Source organism: uncultured Roseovarius sp. (assembly GCF_913054395.1).
GTDB lineage: Bacteria > Pseudomonadota > Alphaproteobacteria > Rhodobacterales > Rhodobacteraceae > Roseovarius.
Window position 1 is genome coordinate 24838 of sequence record NZ_CAJXIP010000009.1, and the last position, 25611, is coordinate 50448.

Here is a 25611-nt window from a genome sequence, read left to right on the forward strand (position 1 = left end):
CATTTCGGGGTTCAAGAGGGTGGCGATCACTCGGCTGGCACGGGCTCTGCGTTGCCGTGCTTGTCGCGCAGGCTGTCGCGGTAAAGCGCCTTGCTCAGCGCGACCATCATCAGCACCATCACCATGGTAAAGGGCAGGGCCCCGATGATCATGGCGTTTTTCAGCGCCTCGAACGGATCCGCTGCTGCGCCCGAGTTGCCGGCAATGATCAGCGAGCCGATCACCAGCGTCAGGATAAGCCCCCAGATGATACGATGCTTGATCCCGGTTTCGGCCTGGCCGCCCGACATGATCGTATTCATCACAAGGATGCCCGAATCCGCCGAGGTCACCAAAAAGGTCATGATCAGCACCACGCACATGATGGTGATGCCGGTCAGAAGGCCGCCGTCGATCATGAAGCTGAGCGTCGCAAACAGCTTGTTTGTATTCGTCGCGCCGATGATCGCACCATTGGCCACGCCGCTTAGTTCAAGGTCGATTGCCGTGGCGCCGAGAATGGTCATCCAGGCAAAGCACACGAGCGCCGGGGCGATGACACAGCCAAGGATGAATTCGCGCACCGTGCGCCCCCTGGAAATGCGCGCCAGGAACAGGCCGACGAACGGCGAGAAGGCGATCCACCAGGCCCAGTAGAACGTGGTCCAGCCGGACTGCCAGCCAAACAGACGCCCCTGGGTGCCTGCCTCATAGGCGGCGATCTTGGTTGCCTCGGGCAATTCGGCGGCGGCGCCGGTCAAGCCACTGGCAAAGCCTGCATAGCTGCCCCAGGCATTGGTGGCCCCGCCATAGAGATCACCGGCAAGCGGCGCGGCCTCGGCGGGCAGGGCGGCGGCAAAGGCATCCGACGACAACGGTCCGAAGGCATTGAACGACAGCGATACGAAATGCAGGATGTAATCAACGAAAGCGGTCGCATATTTGGTCATCGCAAAGGCAAAAGAGCCAAAGATCACGAAGACCATAAGCAGGATGAACGACAGCACGAGGTTGAGGTTCGACAGGTACTTGATCCCGCGTCCGACACCCGACACCGCCGACATGACCGACATGCCCATGATGACCAGAAGCGCCGCGATCAGGCCCACGGTCGAGGGTTTCGGTGTCTCGAGCGCTGAATTCATCAGCCATTCCATCCCGGTGACCGCATAAACGCCGTCAACGAACTGCGACACGCCAAAGCCGATGGTAACCGACACGCCAAGAATGGTCGCCACAACGCCAAGAATATCGACAACATCGCCAATGATGCCATTCGCCGCTCGCCCAAGAATGGGCGTCAGCGCCGAGCGGATGGTCAGCGGCATGTCGCGGGTATAGGCATAATAGGCAAGGCTAAGACCGGTCACCACATAGATGGCCCAGGCATGAAAGCCGTAATGCGCGAAGGTATAGCGATAGGCCGAAGTTACCGCCTCGGGCGTATTGCCCTCGACGCCGCCCGCGACGACAACCGGGTTCGATCCCCAGAGGCCAAGCGGTTCGGCGGTGGCAAAGACCATAAGGCCCACGCCCAGACCCGCGCCGAACATCATCGAGAACCATGAAAAGTTGGAAAACTCGGGCTTTTCCCCTTCGCGGCCCATCAGGCGGCGGCCCGTGGCCGGGATCAGCGCGACGATAAAGAGGAAAAACGCGAAAAGGCCGGTGGCGATGATGTAAAAGGTATTGAAGCCTTCCAGAAGCTTCCAGTTCAGGCTTGAAAGCGTCGAATTCGCATTCAGCGGAAAGACCAGCGCCCAGATCACCAAAAGCACCATGGCCATTTTCGAGATAAGCGCGATCGGAATGCTATAGCCTTCGTAAAAACCCGATGGCGCGGTCTTGATTTCAAGCTTGGTAAAAGGTGGTTTTATACTCATGTTTGACTTTCCCTGTTCCGTTTCTCTTTGGTTGGAGGTGGATCCTCAGCCGCGCAGATATTGGTAATGGGCCCTGCAAAATGCGGCGTTTCGCCCCATCGCAAGAGTGTCTCATGCATCGATCTTCGTGCGATGCGGGAAATGCGGCGCTCGACCATCGCTTTGCGACCCTTTTCATTGGCGCAAAGACGACAGGCTGGCTGTAATTCAAGATTTCTTTAGTCCCGCTCAGCGGTTATTAAGTTTTGATGAACTACCCCAAGTTGGGGGCGCAAATTTGGCAATGTGCGATTCTGCAGGGCTTTAAGTGCGCATTTACGACCTTAAAAACGTCGGTTTCAGGCCGAAACCGCCTCTCTCACGGTTGCGTGAGTCCGCGCGCGCTTGTTAGGCTGACGTACCAAGCGGGTCGTTTTCGGATCAGCGGGCAGGGCTGTGACGCCGCCCCGTTTCCCCAATATACGGCCCAGAATGAAACAATAGCCGTCGCGTCTTGCGCGGCCATCATTCGGAAAATCCAGCCCGTCGGCGGGCATTTTCTGCGCGTAAGATTAAACGAGCGGCTAAGATAAAAGGGGGCCGTGATGGCCGAGGAAACAGCAAATCAGGGCATTCCCATGCCCGATGGTCAATCCGACCTGATAGACACCGATTACGAGGTCGGCCAGGACAACGTGCAGCCGCAGGTGGGGCCGTTCGGACTTGATATCCACAACCCGGTGTTTTTCATCTCGGGGATGTCGATCGTCCTCTTCGTGTTCTACGCATTGGCCTTGCCCGATCAGGCCACAAGCGCCTTCAGCTGGCTGTTCTCGGCCGTCACCAAGGGCTTTGACTGGTTCTTTCTGGGGGCGGCGAACATCTTTGTGCTGTTCTGCCTGTTCCTGATCGTTAGCCCCTATGGCAAGATCCGGCTTGGCGGGGCGGATGCGACGCCCGATTACGGCTATGTCGGCTGGTTCGCGATGCTGTTTGCGGCGGGCATGGGCATTGGCCTGATGTTCTTTGGCGTTTCCGAACCGATGAGCCATTTCGCAAGCTCGATGGGGGGCACGTCTTTGGGCGAGGGTGGCGCGCGCTCCGACTGGGCGCCGCTTGGCGCGGCGGCAGGTGATGCGGATGCGGCGACGCGGCTTGGCATGGCGGCGACGATCTTTCACTGGGGTTTGCACCCTTGGGCGATCTATGCGGTCGTGGCCCTGGCCCTGGCGCTGTTCAGCTATAACAAGGGCTTGCCGCTTACCCTGCGCTCGGCGTTTTATCCGATCTTCGGCGAGCGGGTCTGGGGCTGGACCGGGCATGTGATCGACACGCTTGCGGTCTTTGCCACGCTGTTTGGCCTCGCAACCTCGCTTGGCTTTGGGGCCGAACAGGCCGCCTCCGGGCTGACCTTCCTTTACGGCAGCGGCGTTGCCGAAGAGGGCACGCGCACCCTGATGGGCATTCCCTATGGCAATAGCGAGGACAGCGGCGTTGAAAATTCAAGCCTGCTTCTGGTGCTGCTGATTTCCGGGATCACGGCGATTGCCCTGATCTCGGTGGTGCGCGGTCTCGATGGCGGGGTCAAGCTCTTGTCCGAGATCAACATGGGGCTGGCGGCGCTGTTGCTTGTCTTCGTGTTCTTCGTCGGCGGGCCTATTTTCCTGCTGACCTTCTTCTTTGACAGCCTCTGGGCCTATCTTCAGAACCTCATCGCGCTCTCCAACCCGTTTGGCCGCGAGGATGTGAACTTCAGCCAGGGCTGGACCGCGTTCTACTGGGCCTGGTGGATAAGCTGGTCCCCCTTCGTGGGCATGTTCATCGCCCGCGTCAGCCGCGGTCGTTCGGTGCGCGAGTTCATCATCTGCGTGCTGTTGATCCCAAGCCTCGTCTGTGTCCTCTGGATGAGCGTCTTTGGCGGCACCGCGATCAATCAGGTGGTAGCCGACGGGTTTGAGGCCGCCAAGAATGCGCCGCTTGAACTCAAGCTGTTTCACATGCTGGATCCGCTGCCGCTGGCGACGATCACCTCGACCATCGGGATCATCCTTGTGGTGGTGTTCTTCGTCACCTCGTCGGATTCCGGCAGCCTTGTGATCGACACGATCACGGCAGGCGGCAAGATTGACGCGCCGGTCACGCAGCGCGTGTTCTGGTGCGTCTTCGAGGGCGCGGTTGCCATTGTGCTTCTGGTTGGCGGCGGGCTTGCCTCGCTGCAATCGGCGGTGATCTCGACCGGCCTGCCATTCACGCTTGTGCTCCTGGTGATGTGCTGGGCGATCTTCCGGGGGCTGCAAAGCGAAAAAAGCAGCCTCTAACGCCGCGAGGCGAATTGCGCAACATGGCTCCCCGGTGCTTGCGTGCCGGGGGGCTTTGCTGTTTTGTGCAGGCAACCAGAAAACAAATAAGGGGGATATCACGGTGACATTGGATATAGAGTTTGTACGCTCCCGGTTTCCGGCCTTTGCCGAGCCGTCCCTTCAGGGGCAGGCATTTTTCGAGAACGCCGGCGGCTCTTATACCTGCGCGCCGGTGATTGCCCGGCTTGAACGCTTTTACCGTCAGCGCAAGGTGCAACCCTATGCCCCCTACGAGGCCAGCCGCCTTGCAGGCGAAGAAATGGACGAGGCCCGCGCCCGGCTGGCCGCCATGCTGGGGGTGGCCAGCGACGAGGTAAGCTTTGGGCCCTCGACCACGGCCAATACCTATGTCTTGTCACAGGCGGTGCGCCAATGGATGAATCCGGGCGATGCCATCGTTGTCACCAACCAGGATCACGAGGCCAATTCAGGCCCCTGGCGGCGTCTGGCCGAGGACGGCATTGACGTGCGCGAATGGTCGGTGGACCCGGAAACCGGCCTGCTCAATCCCGAAGACCTTGAAAACCTGCTGGACGAACGCGTGCGCCTCGTGTGTTTTCCGCATTGTTCCAATGTTATCGGTGCGATCAATCCGCTTGTTGAGATCACCGCTGTGGCCCATGCCGCCGGTGCTTTTGTCTGTGTCGACGGGGTAAGCTATGCGCCGCATGGCCTGCCGGATGTCGGCGGATTGGGGCCGGACATCTATCTCTTTTCGGCCTATAAGACCTATGGGCCGCATCAGGGGATCATGGTGATCCGCCGCGAGCTGGGCAATCTCCTGCCCAATCAGGCGCATTATTTCAACGCCGATACGCTTTACAAGCGCTTCACCCCGGCAGGTCCGGATCACGCACAGGTGGCGGCGAGTGCGGGGATTGCGGATTATATTGACGAGCTTGCCGGGCATCATGGCATCACCGGGGATGCCCCCGCGCGGGCGGGCGGCGTGCACGACCTGATGCGTGGCCATGAGATCACCCTGTTGCAGCCGCTTCTGGATTATCTCAAGGACCGCAACTCGGTGCGGCTTTTGGGGCCGGATCGCGCCGAAGGCCGCGCGCCCACCGTGGCGGTTGTGCTGAATCGGGCGGGCGAAGACGCGGCGGCAGAGCTTGCCAGACACGGCATCATGGCGGGGGGAGGCGATTTCTACGCGGTGCGCCCGCTCAAGGCGATGGGCATTGATGCAGAGCGCGGTGTGCTGCGGCTGAGTTTCGTGCATTACACAAGCCGCGAAGAGATTGATAAACTAATGACGGCCCTCGACGATATTCTTTGATCCGCCCCCCGCGCCGCGCCGTATGCCTTGAAAACATCGGGGCAGGACATGAGCGATACAAGACCGACTATCTTATGGCTGCGGCGCGATTTGCGTCTGGCGGATCATCCGGCCCTTGTTGCAGCCTGCAAAATAGGTGGCCCGGTTATTCCGGTGTTCATTCATGACGACAGTGTCGCCCGTCTTGGTGCTGCGCCCAAGTGGCGGCTTGGCCTGTCCCTGGCCGAAATGGGCCGCGCTCTGGCGGGCAAGGGCAGTCGGCTGATCCTGCGCCGGGGCGATCCGCTGACGGTGTTGCGTGCGTTGGTGGCGGAAACCGGGGCAGGGGCGGTGCGGTGGTCGCGCCTTTATGATCCGCAGTCGATTGCGCGCGACAAGGCTGTCAAGTCGGCCCTGCGCGACGAGGGTGTCGATGCCCAGAGCCATGCCGGCCACCTGATGTTCGAGCCCTGGACTGTCGAAACCAAGACCGGCGGCTATTACAAGGTCTACAGCCCGATGTGGCGCGCGGTTAAGGATCGTGACGTGGCGGTGCCGCTGTTTGCCCCCTCAAACCTTCCCGCCCCGGATCGCTGGCCCGACAGCGACAGGCTTGAGGATTGGAACATGGCGGCGGCGATGCGGCGCGGCGCCGCGATCTGCGGGCCCTATCAACGAGTTGGCGAAGCGGCGGCGATGGATCGGTTGCACGAGTTCACCAGCGATGCGATCCGCGATTACAAGGAGGATCGCAACCGTCCGGGCGTAGATGGCACATCGTCCCTGTCCGAAAATCTTGCCCTGGGCGAGATTTCCCCGCGCCAATGCTGGCACGCGGGCCAACGCGCGTTGCACGAGGGCGCGAAGGGCGCGGAAACCTGGCTCAAGGAGTTGGTCTGGCGCGAATTTGCCTATCACCTGATGTATCACACGCCGCATATCCTGCATGACAACTGGCGCCGCGAATGGTCGGCCTTCCCCTGGAACGAGGATGGCGATGCGCCGCAGGTGCTGGCCTGGAAGCGGGGGCGCACCGGCGTGCCCTTTGTCGATGCCGCCATGCGCGAGATGTATGTGACGGGCCGCATGCACAACCGCGCGCGAATGATTGTGGCAAGCTATCTGACCAAGCATCTGATGACCCATTGGCGTATAGGGCTTGATTGGTTCGCCGACTGCCTGACAGATTGGGATATCGCGGCCAATGCCATGGGCTGGCAATGGGCGGCGGGCTGTGGTCCGGATGCGGCGCCCTATTTCCGGGTGTTCAATCCCGAAACCCAGCTTGATAAATTCGATCCCAAGCGGGTCTATGCCAACCGCTGGATCGCAGAGGGGCAGCCCGAACCGCCTGAGACGGCGCTCTCCTACTTCGCCGCGATTCCGAAACGCTGGGATCTTGATGCAAGCGATAAATACCCGGCCCCGCTGGTGAATCTGGCAGAGGGACGCAACCGCGCCTTGGCGGCCTATAGCGACCGGGATTTCTGAACATCATGAAAAATATTGATCAAATGGGGCCTGACGCCCTAGCTTATGGACAAGAGACACCGGGGACGCTGCGCATGATCCTGACCGACACCACCGGCCAGACCGACCTGCCGCGCTATTTCGCGCAGGTCTTTGAGGTGACGAAAAAGATCAATGCCGGGCGGCTTGACTTTGTGCTGCCCGATGGCCGCGTGTTTCGTGCCGAGGGGCCGAACCCTGGCCCGGTGGCCGAGGTGGTGGTGAAAAATGCCGACTGCTTTGCCCGGCTGATCCGCGAGGGCGACCTCGGCTTTTCGGATGCCTATCTTGATGGCTGGTGGGACACGCCCGATCTTCAGGCTTTGATGGATTTCGTGCATACTGACAACGATGTGATCTATGACGGGTTTCCCGGCATGTCGCTGGTGCGCGCCTATGAGCGGTTGCGCCATTTCCTGAAAGGGAATTCCAGGCGACAGGCGAAAAAGAACATCAGCCATCACTATGACCTTGGCAATGATTTCTATCGCCTCTGGCTTGATGATACGATGACCTATTCCAGTGCGCTGTTTGAAACCGGGCAGGAAAGCCTTGAGCACGCGCAGACCGCCAAATATGCCAGCATGGTTGATCAGATGGGGGTAAAGCCCGGCGATCACGTGCTTGAAATCGGCTGTGGCTGGGGCGGGTTTGCCGAATATGCGGCGCGCGAGCGGGGTTTGCGCGTGACCGGCCTGACCATCAGCCGCGAACAGCTTGCCTATGCCCGTGACCGGATCACCAAGGCCAACCTGTCGGATCTGGTCGAGCTCAAGCTTCAGGATTACCGCGATGAGCGCGGCACTTATGACGGCATCGCCAGTATCGAGATGTTCGAGGCGGTGGGTGAAAAATACTGGCCGTCGTATTTTGAAACCGTCCGCGAACGCCTGCGCCCCGGTGCCATGGCCACACTTCAGGTGATCACCGTCGAGGACCGCCGCTGGGAGGCCTATCGCAAGGGGGTCGATTTCATCCAGAAATACATCTTTCCCGGCGGCATGCTTCCAAGCCCGACGGTGCTGCGCGCCGAGGCGGAAAAAGCCGGTCTCGTGGTCGCGCGGTCGATCGAGTTTGGCCAGGGCTATGATCAGACGTTGCGCCGCTGGCATGACACCTTCAACGCAAAATGGGACGAAATCGCCGCCATGGGCTTTGACGAGAGGTTTCGGCGGATGTGGAATTTTTATCTCACCTCTTGTGCCTCGACCTTTCACGTGGGTAACTGTGACGTGACACAAATCACGATCACAAGGCCAAGGTAAATGCCCGTAACAGACAAAATGCCAACCGCAGGCAAGATAGTTGCGGCCGTCGGATTTGGGGCCTTGGGATGGATCGCCTCGCAGGTCTTCCGCCCGCTGATGCCGCCCGAGACGAATTTCGGCATTTTCAATGAAGTGAACCTTGTTCTGGGCTTGCTCTGCGGCTGGTTCGTGACCGGCAAACGGCTTGGCTTTGGGTATTCCGAGGGCTTTAGCGCGGGCCTGACCGGGCTTGGCGCGCTGGTATTCTGGGCGCTGTTTCTGCAAAGCTTCAACGAGATGCTGCGGCGCGCGCTGGACAATCGCTATGGCGGCCCCGTCGAGGGGCTGACGGCGGTGATGGAGCTTGGCGTCGAATATGGCTCCTATATGCTGAACGGGCCGCTGATTGGGCTTTTGGTGACGGGGGGCATCCTGGTTGGCCTGGCGGCGGAATGGGTGTCGCACCGTTGGTCTTGAACGGGCCGCTTTTCATCTATGGACCGCTTGGCTGGACACCGCTTTTGCAAAAAGTGCTGGGGCAGGACGGATTAGACCGGCTTCGCATTGCGCATCTGGGCGGCTTTGCCGTTACCTCGCGCGAAGGTGCCGCCGTCATGGCCGGGCTTTCTGCCGGGACCGGGCAGGCCGAGGGCTGGTTTGTATCCGATCCCGATGCGGTTGAGCGCCTTTGCTATCTGGCCGAAGTCTTTGCCATGGGCCCGCCGGTCCCGGTCGTGGTGGATCACGCCGGAGCTCAGGCCGACGCCCTGACTTTTCCCGGCCAGCCCGGCGATACGCCCTGGCATCAGGGGGGCTGGGCCAAGCTCTCGGGTGATCTGCTTTTGGTGGCGGCGGATGAAATCGCCGAGGTTTGCACAGATGTTCCTGCCGCCGAACTGGCGGGGCGCCTGCAAATGGTTCTGTCACGGGCTTCGGCGCGACTGGCGGCCAGAGCCGCTGTTCCGGCCGATCTGCGCAGCGCGACCACGGCGGGAGAGGTTGAAGAGATTGCCTGTTCCGTAACCCATGCCGGATACTTTCTGAGCCGCGAATATACCCTGCGCCACCCGCGGTTTGACGGCACCATGAGCGCGCCGGTGCGCCGCGAGATATTTGTAGCCACCGATGCCGCGCTTGTGCTGCCCTATGATCCGGTCCGCGACCGGCTTTTGCTTGTGGAACAGTTCCGCATGGGCGCCTACGGGCGCGGCGATCCGCGCCCCTGGATGCTTGAGCCGGTGGCGGGCCGGATGGACGCGGGCGAGACCCCCGAACAGACCGCCCGCCGCGAATGTCTCGAAGAAGCGGGCCTCGATCTGCAAAACCTGGAGCCGATTTCAAGCCATTATTGCACGCCGGGCTATTCGACCGAGATGTTCCACCTGTTTCTCGGGGTGTGCGATCTGCCTGACGAAGCGGTCGGGCAGGGTGGTCTGCCCAGCGAGCACGAGGATATTCGCACCCATGTCATCGGATTTGAGCGCGCGATGGCTCTTGTGGACAGCGGCGAGGCCAATAATGGGCCACTGATCCTTAGCCTTTTGTGGCTGGAGCGGGAACGCGCGCGCCTGCGTGCATCCGCTTGAGTTTCCGGGGCCGAGGGCCTAAGTGTGAACAGCAATTTTACAACAGGAGAACGGGTGATGCGCATTGCAAAGGATCTGGCCTCGGCCGTCGGGAATACCCCGCTAATTCGGCTGCGGCAGGCCAGCGAAGAGACCGGCTGTGAAATCCTCGGCAAATGCGAATTTCTGAATCCCGGCCAATCGGTCAAGGATCGTGCGGCGCTGTTCATCATCCGCGACGCCATTGCGCGGGGCGATCTGAAACCCGGCGGCACGATTGTCGAGGGTACGGCCGGCAATACCGGGATCGGTCTGGCGCTTGTCGGCGCCTCGCTTGGATTCAAGACGGTGATCGTGATCCCCGAAACCCAGAGTCAGGAAAAGAAGGACATGCTCCGCCTGGCCGGGGCCGACTTGGTTCAGGTTCCGGCTGCACCCTATTCAAATCCAAACAATTTCGTCCGCTATTCCGAGCGTTTGGCGCATGAACTTGCCAAAACCGAACCTAACGGCGCGATCTGGGCCAATCAGTTCGACAATGTTGCCAACCGTCAGTCGCATATCGAAACCACCGGCCCGGAGATATGGGAACAGACCGGCGGCAAGGTTGACGGCTTTATCTGTGCGGTCGGATCGGGGGGCACGCTCGCCGGGGTCGGTATGGCGCTTCAGCCCAAGGGCGTGAAAATCGGTATAGCCGATCCGATGGGGGCCAAACTTTATTCCTATTATACCACCGGCGAACTTGCCTCTGAAGGCAGCTCGATTGCCGAGGGTATCGGTCAGGTACGCATCACGGCCAACCTTGAGGGCTTTACCCCCGATTTCGCCTGTCAGGTACCTGACGCCGAGGCGCTTCCGATCGTGTTCGACATGCTCGAACATGAAGGCCTGTGCATGGGGGCCTCGACCGGGGTCAACGTGGCCGGGGCGATCCGCATGGCCCGCGAGATGGGGCCGGGCCATACCATCGTGACGATCCTGTGTGATTATGGCACGCGCTATCAGTCCAAGCTGTTCAACCCTGAATTCCTGCACGCCAACAACCTGCCGGCACCGGCCTGGCTGGATCAGGCCCCGCGCAGCATCCCCGGAGTGTTCGCCGAGTGACATCCGTCATCCGCACCCTCTGCGTCATCCTGGCGCTTTGCTTTGCCGGACTGTCGGTGTCGGGGCCGGGCCAGATGGCCTATGCCCAGCAAACCATCGAGGGGCCGGATTTCGCCGCATGGGAAGATACCGCGACCCGCGTTGAAAACGCCGTCGAAAATGGCGAAGTCAGCACAGAGGTGCTTGAGGACCTGCGCCGCGAGCTGTCGCAGTGGCGGCAACGTTTTGTCGATGCGCAAGGCACCAATGCGACGACGATCAAGACCGTTCAGGATCAGCTTGCGGCCCTTGGCCCGGTGCCGGAAAGCGGCGAGGAGGCCGCTGATGTCGCCGCGCAGCGCGATGAGTTGAACCGCCGCCTTGCCCGGCTTCAGGCACCGGCGCGCACCGCCGAACTGGCGCGCAGCCGCGCCGATGCTCTCATGCAGGGCATCGACGAGATCATTCGCAACCGTCAGACTGCTGAATTGCTGCGGCTGGGGCCGCCTCCGGTCAATCCGCTGCATTGGCCCGAAGGGCTTCGGGTGCTCTATCAGCTTGCGGATTCCATTCAGCGTGAGGTCCTGGCGGATTGGGACTCTCCGGTTGCGCAAACCGAGTTGAAGGACAATCTGCCGGTCATTCTGGCCTGGTTTCTGGCGGGGCTCGTTCTGTTGGTGCGGGGGCGGTACTGGTCCAAGCAGCTAATGCGTCACGTCGCCAAGGATGAGGTCAGTGCCGGGCGCTGGATCGGCACCTTTGTGATATCGCTTGGCGAATGGCTTTTGCCCTATGCGGGGGTCTATGCGCTTGTCAGGGCGTTTTCTGCGACGGCCCTGTTTGGTCCGCGCGGGACGCTTGTCCTTGATACGATCCTGCCAGCGGCATTCATTTTCCTGCTGGCGCGCTGGCTTGCCATTCAGATTTTCCCGCGCAACGAAAAGCGCGCACCGCTGCTTAATCTCGATGACAGGTGCCGCTATTCAGGGCGTCTTTACGGCGCGTTGATGGGGCTTGTGATCGCGGCCTTCTATTTCCTGCGCACCATCGCCGAAAGCAGCAATTGGACCGAGGCAGCCACGAACGTCGTTCTGTTCCCGGTTCTGGTGCTTGCGGGGCTGTTGCTTTTCAAGCTGGCCAGGCTGTTGCTGATGCACAGCCGCGCCGCGCGCGGCGACAGCGATGTCGAGGAAACCTTTCGCGACCGCCTTGCCCGGCTCTTGTCACGGGCGTTGATGGTGATGGCGGTGCTGGCGCCGCTGCTGGCGGCCGTGGGCTATGTCAAGGCGGCGCAGGCGATGATGCTGCCGGCCTTGTTGTCGATGATGCTGCTGGCGGTGCTCTTGGTGCTGCAACGGGTTTTCACCGAAGTTTACGTCATGCTCAGCGGCAACCGGGAAGGTGCCGAGGACGCGCTTGTTCCGGTTCTGGCGGGCTTTGTGCTTGTCATCCTGTCGTTGCCGTTTTTTGCGCTGATCTGGGGCGCGCGGTGGGCGCAGCTTACGGAAATCTGGGTGCGGTTTACCGAAGGCGTCACGATTGGCGGCACACAGATTTCGCCGTCGATCTTCCTGACGCTGGCGATGGTGTTCATGTTCGGCTATGTGCTGACGCGGCTGGTGCAGGGGACGCTAAAGAACACGGTTCTGCCCAAGACCCGGCTGGACGCTGGCGGACGCAATGCCATTGTCTCGGGCGTCGGCTATGTCGGTATTTTCCTGGCCGCGCTGATCGCGATCACCAGCGCGGGCATCGACCTCAGCTCGCTTGCGATTGTTGCCGGTGCTCTCTCGGTCGGGATCGGTTTCGGCCTTCAGAACATCGTGTCGAACTTCGTGTCCGGCATCATCCTGTTGATCGAGCGCCCGATTTCCGAGGGCGACTGGATCGAGGTTGGCGGCAAGCATGGCTATGTGCGCAGCATCAGCGTCCGTTCGACCCGGATCGAGACCTTTGATCGCACCGATGTGATCGTGCCCAATGCCGATTTCGTCAGCGGCACGGTTACCAACTATACCCGTGGCAATACCGTGGGCCGGGTGATCGTGCCGGTCGGTGTCGCCTATGGCAGCGATACCCGCCGGATCGAAACCATCCTGCAAGAGATCGCCGAGGCGCATCCGATGGTTCTTGCGGTGCCGCCGCCGAATGTCGTTTTCAGGGGCTTCGGGGCCAGCTCGCTTGATTTCGAAATCCGTGCCATCCTGCGCGACGTCAACTGGGTGATGTCGGTTCACTCGGATATGAACCACGAGATCGCGCGCCGGTTCGTCGAAGAGGGCATCGAGATTCCCTTCCCGCAACAGGATGTCTGGTTCCGCAACGGCGAGGCCCTGTCGGGCAAACCGGCCCCCGCCCAGGATAGTCCGCCAAGCGAGGCCGAGACTCCGGCATCGAGCGCGCCCGTGCAAAAGACCGAGGCCGATTATGACGCCGAGGGCGGCGAGGGGGACGGGCGATGACCAAGCTTCTGTTTCGTGATGATCCCTACCTGACCGAGGTCAGCGCCAAGGTGGTTGCGCATACGCCGGAGGGGGGCGTGGTTCTGGACCGCACAGTGTTTTATGCAACTGCGGGCGGACAGCCCGGCGACAGCGGACGCCTTGTCTGGGATGGGCGCGCGTTGCCGATTGCAACGGCCGTCAAGACCGATACGGCAGAGATAGCCCTTGTTCCGGCGGAACCTGCGGCCCTGCCGCCGGTGGGGGCGATTGTCGTGCAACACCTGGATTGGGCGCGGCGGCACAAGTTGATGCGCATGCACACCGCGCTTCATCTTTTGTCGGTGGTCATCCCGCTGCCGGTCAGCGGTGGGGCAATCGGCGAAGAACGAAGCCGCCTTGATTTCGATATGCCAGAGGCCCCCGAGGATCGCGAGACGCTGCAAGAGCACCTCAACCTGCTGGTGGACCGCGATTTGCCGGTTACCGATGAGTGGATCACCGACGACGCGCTGCGTGCCAATCCGGGGCTGGTCAAGACCATGTCGGTGATGCCGCCGCTTGGATCGGGGCATGTGCGCCTTGTGCGGATCGGGCAGGGGCGCGATCAGGTCGATCTCCAGCCTTGCGGTGGCACCCATGTGGCGCGCACCGGAGAGATCGGCCGGTTGCGTCTTGGCAAGATTGAAAAGAAAGGCCGCCAGAACCGCCGGGTTTACCTGCACCTCGACAGTTAGGCCGCGCGGTCATCCTTTGAGCGTGGCGTGCGCGCCTCAAGGTCGGTGGTGCTTTCCGGAAGCCCTTCGCGCGACAACAGGATCGCCACCGGGCGCAAGCCCGGCACGTGGCTGCACACGATCATCAGCGCCACCATGATCGGTACCGACAGGAACATCCCCGGAATACCCCAGACCGCCCCCCAGAACGCGAGGCTGATGATGATCCCGAAGGACGACAGCCGAAGCGCCCGTCCCATCAACATCGGGTCGATGACGTTGCCGTTCATGAACTGGATCGCGCCGACAAGGATGAAAATTGCCAGCGCCAGGGTGCCATCTGCAAGCTGCACATAGGCCACGAGCGCCACAAGAACCGTGGCTACGATCGAGCCGACATTGGGAATATAGTTGAGCACGAAGGCAAGAATTCCGAGTGGCCCGGCAAGATCAAGGTCAAAGAAGCGCGCCACCGCATAGACCATCAGGCCGGTCACGGCGCTGACCGCGCTTTTGACCAGTAGATAATAATTCACCCGGTGGATGATCGAGCTGACGATCTGGCTTACCTTGCGGGCCTGGCCTGCATCGCCAAAGAAATTCTCGAGCTTGGTGCTGAACCAGATTCGTTCGGCAAACAGAAAACCGACAAACAGGATGACCAGAACCGTGCCCTGCATCAGGTTGCTCGCCTGTCCCGCAAGGGCGCGCAGATAGCCCGCCACATCCAGCGTCGAGACCGAATCCAGCACCGATTGCTCGGCATCCGGGCCAAGCCAGGCAAACATCGCCGCAATCGCCTGTGGCGCGCGGTCGGTATAGGCCAGCGTTGTCGAGAGAACCGTGTTGACCTGTGACAGGATGATCGCCGAGAGCGACAAAAGCGCCATCGAGATCATCAAAAGCGCGACCACGCTTGCCAGCCAGTTGGGAACGCGCACCGGCCCGACCCGCACCCGCGCGATCGAGCTGATCGCATCCGAGGTCAGACTGAACAGAACAATCGCCGTGGCCAGCGATATCAGCAGGAAACGCGCCTGAACCAGCAGGAAAAGAACGACCGCAAAGGCGATGATCACCTGCGCGACGGTTCTGATGCGCTGCAAGTCAGAGGTTGGCAGGCCGGGATTTGGCTGCGGGTCTTGGCTTTGGGGCACGGGTACGCCTATTTTGATGTGTCTTTGGTGGGAGTTCACCGGATATCGCCCTGATTATTCAGAATTTTCACGAAAGTTACAATCACTTGCGCACAGAACACAAAGACCCCTTGCAAATCCTATGCCCCAGCGTCTAGAAACCGCGCAACGGAGCGGTGGCCGAGTGGTCGAAGGCGCACGCCTGGAAAGTGTGTAGGCGGGAGACCGTCTCCAGGGTTCGAATCCCTGTCGCTCCGCCACTACATAACGCTTTGATTTACATGGCCTTATGATTCGCGCACTGTGGCGTGATGTGCGCAGCATGCGAAGCAAACTTCCCCTTGGAGACCTGAAATTGCGGGCAAAATAGCCGCCCAAGATGCCGCGAGTCTCTGTTTGGCATTTGGCGCGATACGGTTTTCAGGCGGGGCATCGGGCGTTACTCCTGACTTCTGGCGATTTCGCTCGCCCTGTGGGATATATCCCTTAAGGCTGTATGATCTGGTCGGCACGGGTGGTCGTCGAGCGCCGCAGGATTCTCGTCAGGATGCGTCTCCACGTGGCTTTCGTCCGAGGCCCCGTATCGCGCTTGAAATCGCCGCTGTCGCTGCTTGCCCCGATGTCGGTCTCCTTGCCTCAAAAGTCGGGGCATGCGTTTACAAACCTAGGGGCGCCTTACTTATCAAATTGCCTAATTTGGGCCCATAAAGCCTCATGTCAGACAACAACCGGAACCCGAAAGGATCAGCATCAGTTCAAATTTGACCTTGCGTAAACTGGGTTGTACACAAATAACATGACCCCAGCACGGTCCTGCATAGGCCCGGCCTTATGATGCTTTGTCATACAGAACATTCGAATTGCGGCGCGCTTTGATGATGGTCAGGGCATTGTGTCCGCATTGAAAGAAATCAGGAAAGGGGCGATAGAACCGGATGTCGGATAGCGTAGGCAGTTGGCTGGCGGATCATGAACTGGCGGAATACGCGCCCCTATTTCACGACAACAAGATCGACATGTCCATTCTCACCGAACTGACGGTGGAAGATCTCAAGGATATGGGGATTGCGGCGGTGGGCGACCGGCGTCGCATCATGCGGGCCATCGCGGCCCTCGACAGCGGCGCCTCTGACCCGCTGTCGCGCGCGAGCCATCCGGTCGCGGCCAAGCGGCAGGTCACGGTGATGTTCGTCGATCTGTCTGGCTTCACAAAGTTGACGGGGGGTATGGACGTTGAGGATGCTCACGATCTTCTCAACGCCTTTTTCGCAGCTACCGATGGAATCTTCGAAACCTTCGGCGGCCGGATCGACAAGCATATCGGCGATGCCGTCATGGCCGTTTTCGGCGTTACGGCCTCCAACGTCAACGATACGGAACGGGCCGCGCGGGCCGCGCTTGAAATTCACACGGCGCTTCAGTCGCTCGAGGTCCCGCTGGCCTGTCACATTGGCATCGCGTCGGGGCAGGTGATCGCAAGTGCGATTGGAAGTGAGGTGCATACCGAATACACGCTTGTCGGCGACGGCGTAAACCTTGCGGCTCGGATTACCGATCAGGCGAAGGGCGGCGAGACGCTGATCTCGGACAATATACATGTCGCCCTCGGCTCGCTTTTTCTGGGCGACGACATGGGCGAGGCCAGGCTTGCGGGCATAGACCAGCCGCAGCGCTTGTGGCGCCTGAGGGGAATTTCCAGCAGCCTGAGAACCCAACGCCACCGCTTCGTGGGGCGCAGGCGCGAGCTTTCGATGTTCCGGGCGGTATTAGAGCGTTGCCGCGATCACAAGGCTGGCGAAGTGCATGTGGTGCTGGGCGAACCGGGCATCGGCAAGAGCCATCTGTCCGAGGAGATAGCGGCGAACGCCCGCGAAATGGGCTATGCCATCCACAGCGCGGCGGTAACGGATTTCGGCGCACGCGAAGGGCATTCTGCTGTGCAAGTCCTGCTGCGCAGCCTGCTTGGCCTTGATGCGGACGCAACCGGCGAAATCGTGCAGGCCGCAGTCGAACAGGCCAGCAACATCGGCTGGATTGATCCGTCCAACCGGGTGCATATCAACGCGCTGCTTGATTTGAGCCAGGATGCGGGCGTGGCTGAAGTGTACGCCAATATGGATAACGCGACCCGGATGCGTGGCTGCCGCGCCGTATTCGACGAGTTGATCCGCGCCCGCAGCGCAGTCTCCCCACTGCTGCTCCAGATCGAAGACATCCACTGGGCCGCGCCGGACATCCTGTCGACTTTCGCGCATATAGCCTCTACCATCCGCACTCTGCCCTGCCTTCTGATGATGACAAGCCGGATCGACGGCGATCCGCTGGATCTCGATTGGCAATCGCAGACGCGCGGTGTCCATCTGACCAAGATCGAGCTGTCGGGCCTGTCGGCGGCCCACGCCCGCGACCTGGCCCAGGCCATCTTTGATAGCGGGGTGGACAACGTCGACGCCTTGATTGAGCGCGCCGAAGGTAATCCGTTGTTTCTGGAGCAGCTCTTGCGCAGCCGTGAGGCGATTGCGGGCGGTGGTCTTCCCGGCAGCATCCAGGCCATCGTTCAATCGCGGCTTGATTCGATCGCCCCCGAGGCGCGGCGCGCTATGCAGGCGGCCTCCGTGCTTGGCCAGCGCCTGTCGCCGGAGGCGCTGAACTTCCTGCTGGGGGAAATCACCTCGGATGTCCAACCCATGCTCAGATCCGGGCTGATGCGTGAAGACGGGGCCGATATCGTCTTTTCCCACGCGCTGATCCGTGACGGCTCTTACGAAAGCCTCTTCAAGGCCGAGCGTATTCGGCTGCACGAGCGCGCCGCCGAGTGGTTCTCGGGCCGCGATGCGACCCTGAGGGCGCAGCATCTCGACCGCGCGCAATCGCCCGAGGCCGGGCAGGCCTATCTTGACGCGGCGACCAACCTGATCCACTCCTACCAGTTCCAGTCGGCAGAGCCGCTTCTTCAGCGCGCGCTCGAGCTGCCTGTCAAGCCCGAGATAAAGGTCAGCTTGCTCGGCGCGCTAGGCAAAGCGATGCGTCTGCAAGGGCGGTCGGACGAGGCGTTGGCGCAATGCGATGCCGCAGCCTCACTGGCCGAGACAGACGCGCAGATCTGTCGTATCCATATCGAACGCGCGCAGTCCGCGCGCCAGACCAGCCGGTATCAGGATGCGCTTGAAAGCCTGCAACTGGCTGAGGACGCGGCCCGCCGGACAGGCGATGAGCCGAACCTTGCGCAGGTCTATTACCTGCGCGGAAGAGGCGCTGGCCAGTAACGCGCAGGCGCTGGACCTTGCGCGCGCCGTCGGCTCGGCTCGGCTCGAGGTTGGGGCACTCAGCGGCTTTGGCGATGCCTATTTCATGAGCGCCGCGATGAAAACGGCGGTCAGCTATTACACCCAGGCCGTTGAGCGCGCCCGCTCCGATGGGCTGGTACGCGATGTGGCCGCCAACCTGCATAATCTGAGTGTGGCGCGCAGCTATAGCGGCGACGTGGTGCAGGGCCGCAAGGATGGGATCGAGGCGGTCGAGGTCTCGCGCAGCTATTTCGCACTGGTGCCCGAATGCGTCGCGCTCACCTGCCTTGGTGTCGCCCACACGTTGCTCGACGAGATAGAAGACGCGCTTGAGGTTTTCGCCAACTCGGCCGAAGTGGGCGCGCGGGTGGGGGCCAAGCGGCTTGAAGCACAGGCGCTCGAACATCTTGCGCGCACTCAGGTCTATGCCGGACTTGCAGAGGAAGCCGAGAAAACCGGCCGCAAAGCCGTCGGGGTCGCGCTTGAGCACGGGCCGAATTTCGTCGGGCCAAAAGCGATCTCCGCGCTGGCGCTCGCCATTTCCGACGCCGATGAGCAGGACCGCCTGCTGGAACAAGGAGAGGCCCTTGTTGCCAAGGGATGCGTGGGCCACAATTACTTGCATTTCTACCCCGATGCCTGCGCGATCATGATCGACCGGGGCGAGTGGGAGCGCGCGCTGGCCTATGCCGATGCGCTGGAGCGCGTCACCCAAAAAGAGCGGCTTCCCTTGGTGGACCTCACCCTGCGCGAAATCCGTTGTCTTGCCGAAGCCGGGCAACACGGGAATGCGCCTACAGAGGGGGAGGGCGCCGACACCCTGCGCACCGACTTTGCTCGCACGGGGGTGCGTCGAAGCCTCTCCGGCCGGACCGATTTCATCATCTGAACCCCGACCCGCGCAGGCCCGACAAGGCGGCCCCCGCTTTTTCTTTTCAAGGGGGGTAGGCTTCTGTAACCTCGGGAAAAATCATACGAGGCTGATCGCAACACCAGGCGCGGCGGCCCATTCTACGGGGAGCGGCAGGCAAGATGAGTGTAGAGAGCAAGATCTGGATTTTATCCTGCGTGGTGTCGGCCGTATTGGCCTCTATCCTGTTCATGCTGTGGGTGGAGATGAACCGGTTCGAAGGCGACCCGACCCAGATATACGATAAGGCCGCCGTCACAGAGTATTTTGAGACCGCCGGGGTTGACCCCGCTTACCGGGTTAAAACCGGCGTCTACATCCAGTCGCTTGAATATACGGGGGCCACGGATGTGAACGTGAGCGGCTATGTCTGGCAGCTTTACGAAGACGGTGTGCATGATGCGATCAAACCTGCCCCCGGTGAGATCGGCTTTATTCTGCCCGAACGGGTCAATGTAGGAGATGGGGTGATCGAAGAGGCCTATCGGCTCAGGCGCGGCAATGGTGATCTCATTGGCTGGTATTTCGAGCAAACCCTGCGCCAGACCTTCGATTACACCGCTTACCCGTTCGACCACAAAACCGTCTGGGTCCGGCTCTGGCCCGGCACCTTTGGCGAGGATGTGGTGCTGGTGCCCGATTTCGAGGCTTACCCGGCCACCGGTCCCACGGATGTTTTCGGCATCGACGAGCGCATCGTTCTGGGCACATGGGAACGGGAGAATACCTATTTTGACTACAAGCCTTCCGACCTCGGCACCAGCCTGGGGCTTGATCGCCCCCCCCAGCAAACGGGCTTTCCCGAGTTGCATTACAACATCGTGGTGAAGCGCAAATTCGGCAACGCCTTCATCGTGCACATGGTGCCGCTTTTCGTGGTTTCGACGCTGCTTTTTGGCGCGCTGATGACGGTCACCCGCAAGGAAGATCTGGCCGCGCGGCATGATTTCAGCACCTCCGGCGTGATCGAAACCGCCTCGGTGCTGTTCTTCGTCGTGCTTCTTGCGCATGTCCAACTGCGCGAATCCATTGCCGGGTCGGAAGTGATATATATGGAGTATTTTTACTTCCTGATGTATTTCCTGCTGCTTGGCGTGTCGGTGAACACCTATTTCTTCGTCTCCGGCATCATGCCCTCATCGCGCCTGCTGAATTACCACGACAACCTTATTCCCAAGGCCGCGTTCTGGCCTGCGGTTCTGGCGGCGATGATCGTGATCACGCTCTATAGCATTGTGCTTCACATGTGACGCACCGCGGCTTGTGCGCCACCTGTGAAAGCCAGACAGCACAGCCCGCTACTGCGCGGGCTCAAATCCGGGCTTGAGGTCGCCCCGCGCCATGTCTTCGGTGTAAACCGCCACTGTCTCGGCCTCGCCCGCTTCCAGTGCCGCCAGATGCGGGGTTGGATCGGCAATGACATAGGCATAGGCGTGCTCGACCGCCCCCTCAACGACCACGGTGATCTTCTTTCGAAGGTAGACGTTTTCGGTTGAGGCGGGGCCGTGATAGCCCTCAAGCTGGTCGAGCGCCCGCAGGCCCGCCGCCGTCACGCGGTACACCTCGCCCTCTACCTGCTGGCCTTTGCCCTTGAGGTCTACAAGCGTGGCCATGCGGTGCAGATAGGCGCAATTGGGGTTGTCACAGCGCGGCTCCTTCTGAACGATGAGCGGCATCGACTGACGCGTATTCGCGGGGCCTATAAATGTGCCGAGGTGCTCGGCGTGGGCCTCGTGGTTCGGAAAGCCGCGCTTGAGCGAACCGTAGGTGAAATAGAGATAGCTTTCCTCGGCGCTTTTCGTTTCCGACCCGGATGTGGCCTGAGCAGCGGAAGTTGCCACAGAGATCCCCTTGGCCTGTGCCCAGTCCATGAGGCGCGCGCGAATGGCCTCCGGCACGGCCTTGTCCTGCGCGAAATGCAGGCAAGGGCCCGCATCAATCCCCTCGGCCCCCAGCAGAATATCCACCATCTCGGACGAGGCGTTGGCGATTGCCACATGGAGCGCGGTGAAGCCCATATCATTTTGGGCGTTCAGGTTGATGCCCCGCGCAATGAGATCGCGCGCCGCCTCAAGGTCTGGCACGCCGCGCGCAATGCCGTTCTCGGTCATCTCACCCTCGCCACCGGCAGCGAAGTGCAAGAGCGAGTCACCCGTCAGATCGTCGATCACGTCGATGCCCACCACCCCCTCGTCGATGGAGCGGAAAACCCGCTTCCATTGCGCGTATTCGTCAGAGGCGGCAGCGTCGCGCGCCCAGCGGATGATCCGCTGTTCCTGATCGTCAAGCTGCTCGAAGGCCCCCTCCAGCGCCATCATGACCTGATCGGGCGTGGCCATCATGCCAACCCCCATCGTCCCGTTCGAAAGCATCCCCTCGCGCGGGCCCACAAACTCAACACCAAGTGTTTTCAACGCCGCCACGTTGTTCTGGGTGGTTATATTGTTCCACATATGCGTGTTGCAGGCCGGGCACAGAACGACGGGCTTGCGTTGGTATTGCCAGGCGACAAAGATCGACGACAGCAGATTGTCGGCGATACCATTGGCGATCTTGCCCATGGTGTTGCATGTGACGGGGGCCAACACGATACAATCGGCCCAGTCGCAAAGCGCCAGATGCGAGGCCCGCAGGGGCATTCCGTAGTTGATATAATGAAAGTTCCACTCATCGTCATCGCGGTAAATGTCGTGCGCGCGGATCCGGGATAAAATTCGGTCGGCCGCGTGATCCTTGAAGAATTTCTCTGCCGCGACCGAAGGAATAAGCTTCACATTGTGCCCCGCGTCGGTGATCCGTTCCACCAGTTCGGGGATCTTGTCAGCCGCAGAAGAGCCGCAAGCGGCCAGCAGAACGTTGCGTTTGCCATCGGGCGGCTCGTTCAGCCCGCCCTTGGGATATCCAAAGATGTTCTTGTCGAGACTGGGCGATTCGTGGCGCAGAAGCACCGGAAGCCCCTCTTCGGCGATCCGCGCCTGAAGGCTGCCATCCATGACCATGCCCACGATATCGTCGCGCGCACCAAGCCATTCACCCCTGAAAAACAGGTAAGGCACGGAATCCTGCCCGGTCATGGCCACCAGTTGCCGCCGCATCTTTATCGAGCGCAACGCATGGCCCGAAACGTCTATGGCGGCCAGTTCGGTCACGCCGATATTGTCGAGGATATTGCGCAGCATGTTCGACCATGGATCCTCGTCGTCGTAAAAGAGCGCGATCGTGTTGGCCTGGACAATGCCCGGGGCGTCATCGGCCACCTGGACCTGCGCGCGTTCCTCTATCATCAGCATCTCGGGGTTGTGCAAATCCCTCAAGCCGCGGAAAATCTGCGACCTCGGTGCCTGCCAGACCTGCGAGGTTGCCGGGCTCATATCAACCAAAGTCACCAGGTCGTCGGCCTCGTCATATGCGATGCAGATGCACCAGAACTCTTCCAGAAGCGCCGTTTCGCGGTACAGGTTGTCGGGCGCTTTGATCACGTCGAATCCGAGCACGCGGTTGAGATCTATATTTATCATCAGGTGACGACCGTCGTGATCTTCAAGGCTGCTGAGTTGCGCCTTGAACCAGTCCTGCGGTGACAACTCGCGGTGTTCTTCCGCCCGTTCGTTATAGTTGCGGAACTCGCTGCCGAGATGCGTATGAACCGCCTGTGCCAGATACATCTTGGCAATCCGGTCCATCTCGCGCGCATCCGACACGCGGCTCAGCGTCTCGCTGTAGGCGGCGGTCGAGGAGAGCAGCAGTTTGTCCTCGTTCACGTCTGGATCGCCAAGGATAGCAAGGCTTTCCGAAAGCACGCCCAGACTGTTCAGGTTGGGGCTGGCGCGGCGGAAAAGGTTGCGCTTCTTGCGCCGTCCACTCGACAGATAGCGCGTCGTGTCCACGTAATGGCAGGGCGGCTTGAGAGATTTCAGCCGTGTCTTGACCGCTTGGCGCGCGGAGAACCGCAAGAGCCCGCGCGCGCGCATCGAGGTACCGTCACGGTCCGACATCGCCGCATAGAGCCGGTCCACGGTCGTCACCCAGAGCTTGCCGTATTTCTCCGGGTGCACATCCATCATATGAACCAAACCGGTACTGGGGTTGCACTTGGCTATAATGGCGAAATGGCCGCCGGGCATATTCTCTCTGCCATGGGCCATGCCGACCTGAAAGTTGGCCACGAGGATGTCGTTATCGCCGCCAAGCCGGTTCGATTCTTCGATTGCGGCCAGAAGTTGCTCGGGCGAGGTGGTGGCCGTATCCATGAAATAGGTGTGCACCTGAACCATCTCGCGCAGGCCCAGCTTGTAGATATAGGTGCAGGCCACGTCGAACAGTTCGGCCAGCGAAATCCCGTCGCTGACCACGAAGCTTGCGGGCAACTCGCATTCCCGGAAGATGTCGTTCACCTCGCAAGAAAACCCGAGCGCAGACATGCTCAACGCCGCAGCCGTCACGCTACAGCAATTGATGGGTTGCTGGAAATTCTGCATATGAACCGAAACCAGATCGCCAAAGAGAGTGGCGAACGCGGCGGTGCGCAGGTTCTCAGGCAGCGCGAACCATTCAGCGCTGGAGAGATAGGCAAGCCGCGTTCCCGGCGCGGCGAGCGCCTCCATCGTTACCGGGATGTTGAATATTTCGAGGTGTTCCTCATAGAAGTAATCGCCCGCATCTGCGGTCGCGAGCGTGGTTTCGTTCTGCCGAAGTGCCACCGCACCATCGAGCACCACGTACATGCCATCGGGCGCAAGGATCGCGTCGGCCGCAACCTCGAGCATGCGGAACCTTGGCCGGATGTCTTCAAAATCAACCATGCTTGCGTCGCCCTGGAAGGCAGACAAGATCATGCCGAAATCCGCGTCGGACAGATTTGAGGCATCGCGCGTCATGATGGGCTGTCTCGAATTCATGCTTGGCTCCTTAATGTTCACGCGGTTTTCATTGGCTGTGCCTGTTGGCCAAGTGGGAACCGGTTGAATAAATATAACTAAGCGAAATTAAACCAGTTTTTCTAAATTTTGCAAACGCGCTGAGTGGGCCCCGGTGTTTAATCTCGGGTCTCGATGGCGTGGTCCGTTTTTTGTGTAGGGTGCGGCGACCCTTGGGACATCTTTTTTATCCCTTTTCGCGGATAGCGCCCTGGGGCCGAGACTGCCGTTAAGGGCGCCTGTGGCGAGACCCGACCCCAGCAAGGTGGCTTATCCGGAAACCTTCGCTTTCACCGTGGGATTGCGCGTGTCAAGGCTCCAAGAAACTCCGGCGCGTTAGCAGGAGCAAGCCATCTCATCACGGCGACCACTTCGTCTTCAGGTGTCCGTCGTCAGAGATATTGGGCTAGTTGGCCGCATGAACTAAGAGAGGGTCTGGCTCATCTGGTTAGTCTGATTATGCGGCGGATTACTGACCTCCGCCGATCTGGAAGGCTGCGCCCCGGACTGGACCACCCCGATCGAAGGCAGCTATCGCGGACGGCGTATAGTGACCAACCGCCCACCCGGTGGCGGAGTGATGCTTCTTGAAATGCTCAATATTCTCGAGAATTTCGAACTTTCGAACTATGAACATAACAGCCCGGCCTATATCGCGCTTGTGTCGGAGGCCATGAAACGCGCGACAATCGACAAGGATAAACGCGTTGGTGATCCTCGCTTTGTTGACGTACCGCTAAGCAAACTCACCGGCAAGGAGCATGCGGCGAACCTCGCCAATGAGATACGTCGCGGCGAACGGGCCACAGTCCGGCGGTTGCCGCCCGCAGATGCCGTTCCGCGCGACACAACACATATTTCCGTGGTCGATAGCGATGGCAACTGCGTGGCAATGACCCATTCGCTTGGTATGCCGGCCGGCGTGATAACGCCCGGTCTTGTCTTCATGTACAACGGGTGCATGGGGGTATTCGATCCCCCTCCCGGCCGCGCGGTTTCAATCGCACCGGGGAAATCGCGCTTTAGTGCAATATGCCCCACAATCATGTTTGAAGACGACACGCCAGCGCTGGTGCTGGGCGCGCCCGGAGGGACGCAGATTGTGATGGGCGTGCTGCAAACCATCCTGAACACGGTCGATTTCGGCATGTCGGTGACAGAAGCAGTTTCAGCACCGCGATTTTCTTCGACGGGCAATGCGATTGATGTCTCCAACCGGATTCCGCGCTCAGTCACCCGGACGCTGGAGGCTGACGGTCGCAACGTCATTCGCAATCCCTAGGCACCTCTTACAGCGAATGACTGGATCGAGCCCGAACCTCCCAAATGCTGC

16 protein-coding genes and 1 tRNA gene are annotated in these 25611 nt (G+C 60.6%); 14 read left to right on the forward strand and 3 right to left on the reverse strand.

Going from position 1 to position 25611, the window contains the following annotated elements:
* Nucleotides 1-26: 26 nt before the first annotated feature.
* A complete protein-coding gene (locus QZ522_RS02350; RefSeq protein ID WP_294607032.1) occupies nt 27-1862 on the reverse strand; it encodes a BCCT family transporter in 1836 nt (611 codons plus the stop codon).
* Nucleotides 1863-2446: 584 nt separating this feature from the next.
* Between QZ522_RS02350 and QZ522_RS02355 the strand changes: the two genes are divergently transcribed.
* From QZ522_RS02355 to QZ522_RS02395, 9 genes are all read left to right on the forward strand, one after another.
* Nucleotides 2447-4159, forward strand: coding sequence for a BCCT family transporter (locus QZ522_RS02355; RefSeq protein WP_294607033.1), 1713 nt, complete (start codon nt 2447-2449; stop codon nt 4157-4159).
* Nucleotides 4160-4262: 103 nt separating this feature from the next.
* Nucleotides 4263-5483 carry an aminotransferase class V-fold PLP-dependent enzyme gene (locus tag QZ522_RS02360; RefSeq protein ID WP_294607035.1) on the forward strand — a complete coding sequence of 407 codons (1221 nt, stop codon included), beginning with the start codon at nt 4263-4265 and terminating at the stop codon, nt 5481-5483.
* A gap of 48 nt (nt 5484-5531) precedes the next feature.
* Nucleotides 5532-6953 (forward strand): deoxyribodipyrimidine photo-lyase, encoded by a 1422-nt coding sequence (locus tag QZ522_RS02365; RefSeq protein ID WP_294607037.1) that lies wholly within the window; start codon nt 5532-5534, stop codon nt 6951-6953.
* 74 nt (nt 6954-7027) lie between these two features.
* Nucleotides 7028-8236 (forward strand): cyclopropane-fatty-acyl-phospholipid synthase family protein, encoded by a 1209-nt coding sequence (locus QZ522_RS02370; protein ID WP_294607039.1) that lies wholly within the window; start codon nt 7028-7030, stop codon nt 8234-8236.
* Entirely contained in the window at nt 8237-8695 is a 459-nt protein-coding gene (locus QZ522_RS02375; RefSeq protein WP_294607042.1) for a TrgA family protein, read from the forward strand.
* Nucleotides 8671-9804: an NUDIX domain-containing protein gene (locus QZ522_RS02380; protein ID WP_294607045.1), complete on the forward strand. Its 1134-nt coding sequence runs from the start codon at nt 8671-8673 to the stop codon at nt 9802-9804. The genes QZ522_RS02375 and QZ522_RS02380 overlap by 25 nt, the downstream gene beginning before the upstream one ends.
* Before the next feature lie 57 nt (nt 9805-9861).
* A complete protein-coding gene (locus tag QZ522_RS02385; protein WP_294607047.1) occupies nt 9862-10893 on the forward strand; it encodes a cysteine synthase A in 1032 nt (343 codons plus the stop codon).
* Nucleotides 10890-13334: a DUF3772 domain-containing protein gene (locus QZ522_RS02390; RefSeq protein WP_294607049.1), complete on the forward strand. Its 2445-nt coding sequence runs from the start codon at nt 10890-10892 to the stop codon at nt 13332-13334. Before QZ522_RS02385 ends, QZ522_RS02390 begins: the two co-directional genes overlap by 4 nt.
* Nucleotides 13331-14050, forward strand: coding sequence for an alanyl-tRNA editing protein (locus QZ522_RS02395; protein WP_294607051.1), 720 nt, complete (start codon nt 13331-13333; stop codon nt 14048-14050). The genes QZ522_RS02390 and QZ522_RS02395 overlap by 4 nt, the downstream gene beginning before the upstream one ends.
* On the opposite strand, the gene QZ522_RS02400 is transcribed toward QZ522_RS02395, so the two are convergent.
* On the reverse strand, nt 14047-15186 hold the full coding sequence (locus QZ522_RS02400) for an AI-2E family transporter (protein ID WP_294607052.1): 1140 nt from the start codon (nt 15184-15186) through the stop codon (nt 14047-14049). The genes QZ522_RS02395 and QZ522_RS02400 overlap by 4 nt on opposite strands.
* Before the next feature lie 149 nt (nt 15187-15335).
* On the opposite strand from QZ522_RS02400, the gene QZ522_RS02405 reads away from it, so the two are divergent.
* From QZ522_RS02405 to QZ522_RS02420, 4 genes are all read left to right on the forward strand, one after another.
* Nucleotides 15336-15425 (forward strand) — tRNA-Ser (locus QZ522_RS02405).
* A 675-nt stretch (nt 15426-16100) separates the two neighbouring features.
* Nucleotides 16101-18431: an adenylate/guanylate cyclase domain-containing protein gene (locus tag QZ522_RS02410; RefSeq protein ID WP_294607055.1), complete on the forward strand. Its 2331-nt coding sequence runs from the start codon at nt 16101-16103 to the stop codon at nt 18429-18431.
* Nucleotides 18376-19341 (forward strand): hypothetical protein, encoded by a 966-nt coding sequence (locus tag QZ522_RS02415; RefSeq protein ID WP_294607057.1) that lies wholly within the window; start codon nt 18376-18378, stop codon nt 19339-19341. The genes QZ522_RS02410 and QZ522_RS02415 overlap by 56 nt, the downstream gene beginning before the upstream one ends.
* A 143-nt stretch (nt 19342-19484) precedes the next feature.
* Nucleotides 19485-20612, forward strand: coding sequence for a hypothetical protein (locus QZ522_RS02420; protein WP_294607059.1), 1128 nt, complete (start codon nt 19485-19487; stop codon nt 20610-20612).
* 48 nt (nt 20613-20660) lie between these two features.
* On the opposite strand, the gene QZ522_RS02425 is transcribed toward QZ522_RS02420, so the two are convergent.
* Nucleotides 20661-24260: a flavoprotein gene (locus tag QZ522_RS02425; RefSeq protein WP_294607061.1), complete on the reverse strand. Its 3600-nt coding sequence runs from the start codon at nt 24258-24260 to the stop codon at nt 20661-20663.
* Nucleotides 24261-24750: 490 nt separating this feature from the next.
* On the opposite strand from QZ522_RS02425, the gene QZ522_RS02430 reads away from it, so the two are divergent.
* On the forward strand, nt 24751-25560 hold the full coding sequence (locus QZ522_RS02430) for a gamma-glutamyltransferase (RefSeq protein WP_294607063.1): 810 nt from the start codon (nt 24751-24753) through the stop codon (nt 25558-25560).
* Nucleotides 25561-25611: the final 51 nt, after the last annotated feature.

Coding starts and splice junctions, on each gene's coding strand:
- QZ522_RS02350 (WP_294607032.1), bottom strand. CDS start 1,862: ATGAGTATAAAACCACCTTTTACCAAGCTTGAAATCAAGACCGCGCCA.
- QZ522_RS02355 (WP_294607033.1), top strand. CDS start 2,447: ATGGCCGAGGAAACAGCAAATCAGGGCATTCCCATGCCCGATGGTCAA.
- QZ522_RS02365 (WP_294607037.1), top strand. CDS start 5,532: ATGAGCGATACAAGACCGACTATCTTATGGCTGCGGCGCGATTTGCGT.
- QZ522_RS02370 (WP_294607039.1), top strand. CDS start 7,028: ATGATCCTGACCGACACCACCGGCCAGACCGACCTGCCGCGCTATTTC.
- QZ522_RS02375 (WP_294607042.1), top strand. CDS start 8,237: ATGCCCGTAACAGACAAAATGCCAACCGCAGGCAAGATAGTTGCGGCC.
- QZ522_RS02380 (WP_294607045.1), top strand. CDS start 8,671: ATGGGTGTCGCACCGTTGGTCTTGAACGGGCCGCTTTTCATCTATGGA.
- QZ522_RS02385 (WP_294607047.1), top strand. CDS start 9,862: ATGCGCATTGCAAAGGATCTGGCCTCGGCCGTCGGGAATACCCCGCTA.
- QZ522_RS02395 (WP_294607051.1), top strand. CDS start 13,331: ATGACCAAGCTTCTGTTTCGTGATGATCCCTACCTGACCGAGGTCAGC.
- QZ522_RS02410 (WP_294607055.1), top strand. CDS start 16,101: ATGTCGGATAGCGTAGGCAGTTGGCTGGCGGATCATGAACTGGCGGAA.
- QZ522_RS02415 (WP_294607057.1), top strand. CDS start 18,376: ATGAGCCGAACCTTGCGCAGGTCTATTACCTGCGCGGAAGAGGCGCTG.
- QZ522_RS02420 (WP_294607059.1), top strand. CDS start 19,485: ATGAGTGTAGAGAGCAAGATCTGGATTTTATCCTGCGTGGTGTCGGCC.
- QZ522_RS02425 (WP_294607061.1), bottom strand. CDS start 24,260: ATGAATTCGAGACAGCCCATCATGACGCGCGATGCCTCAAATCTGTCC.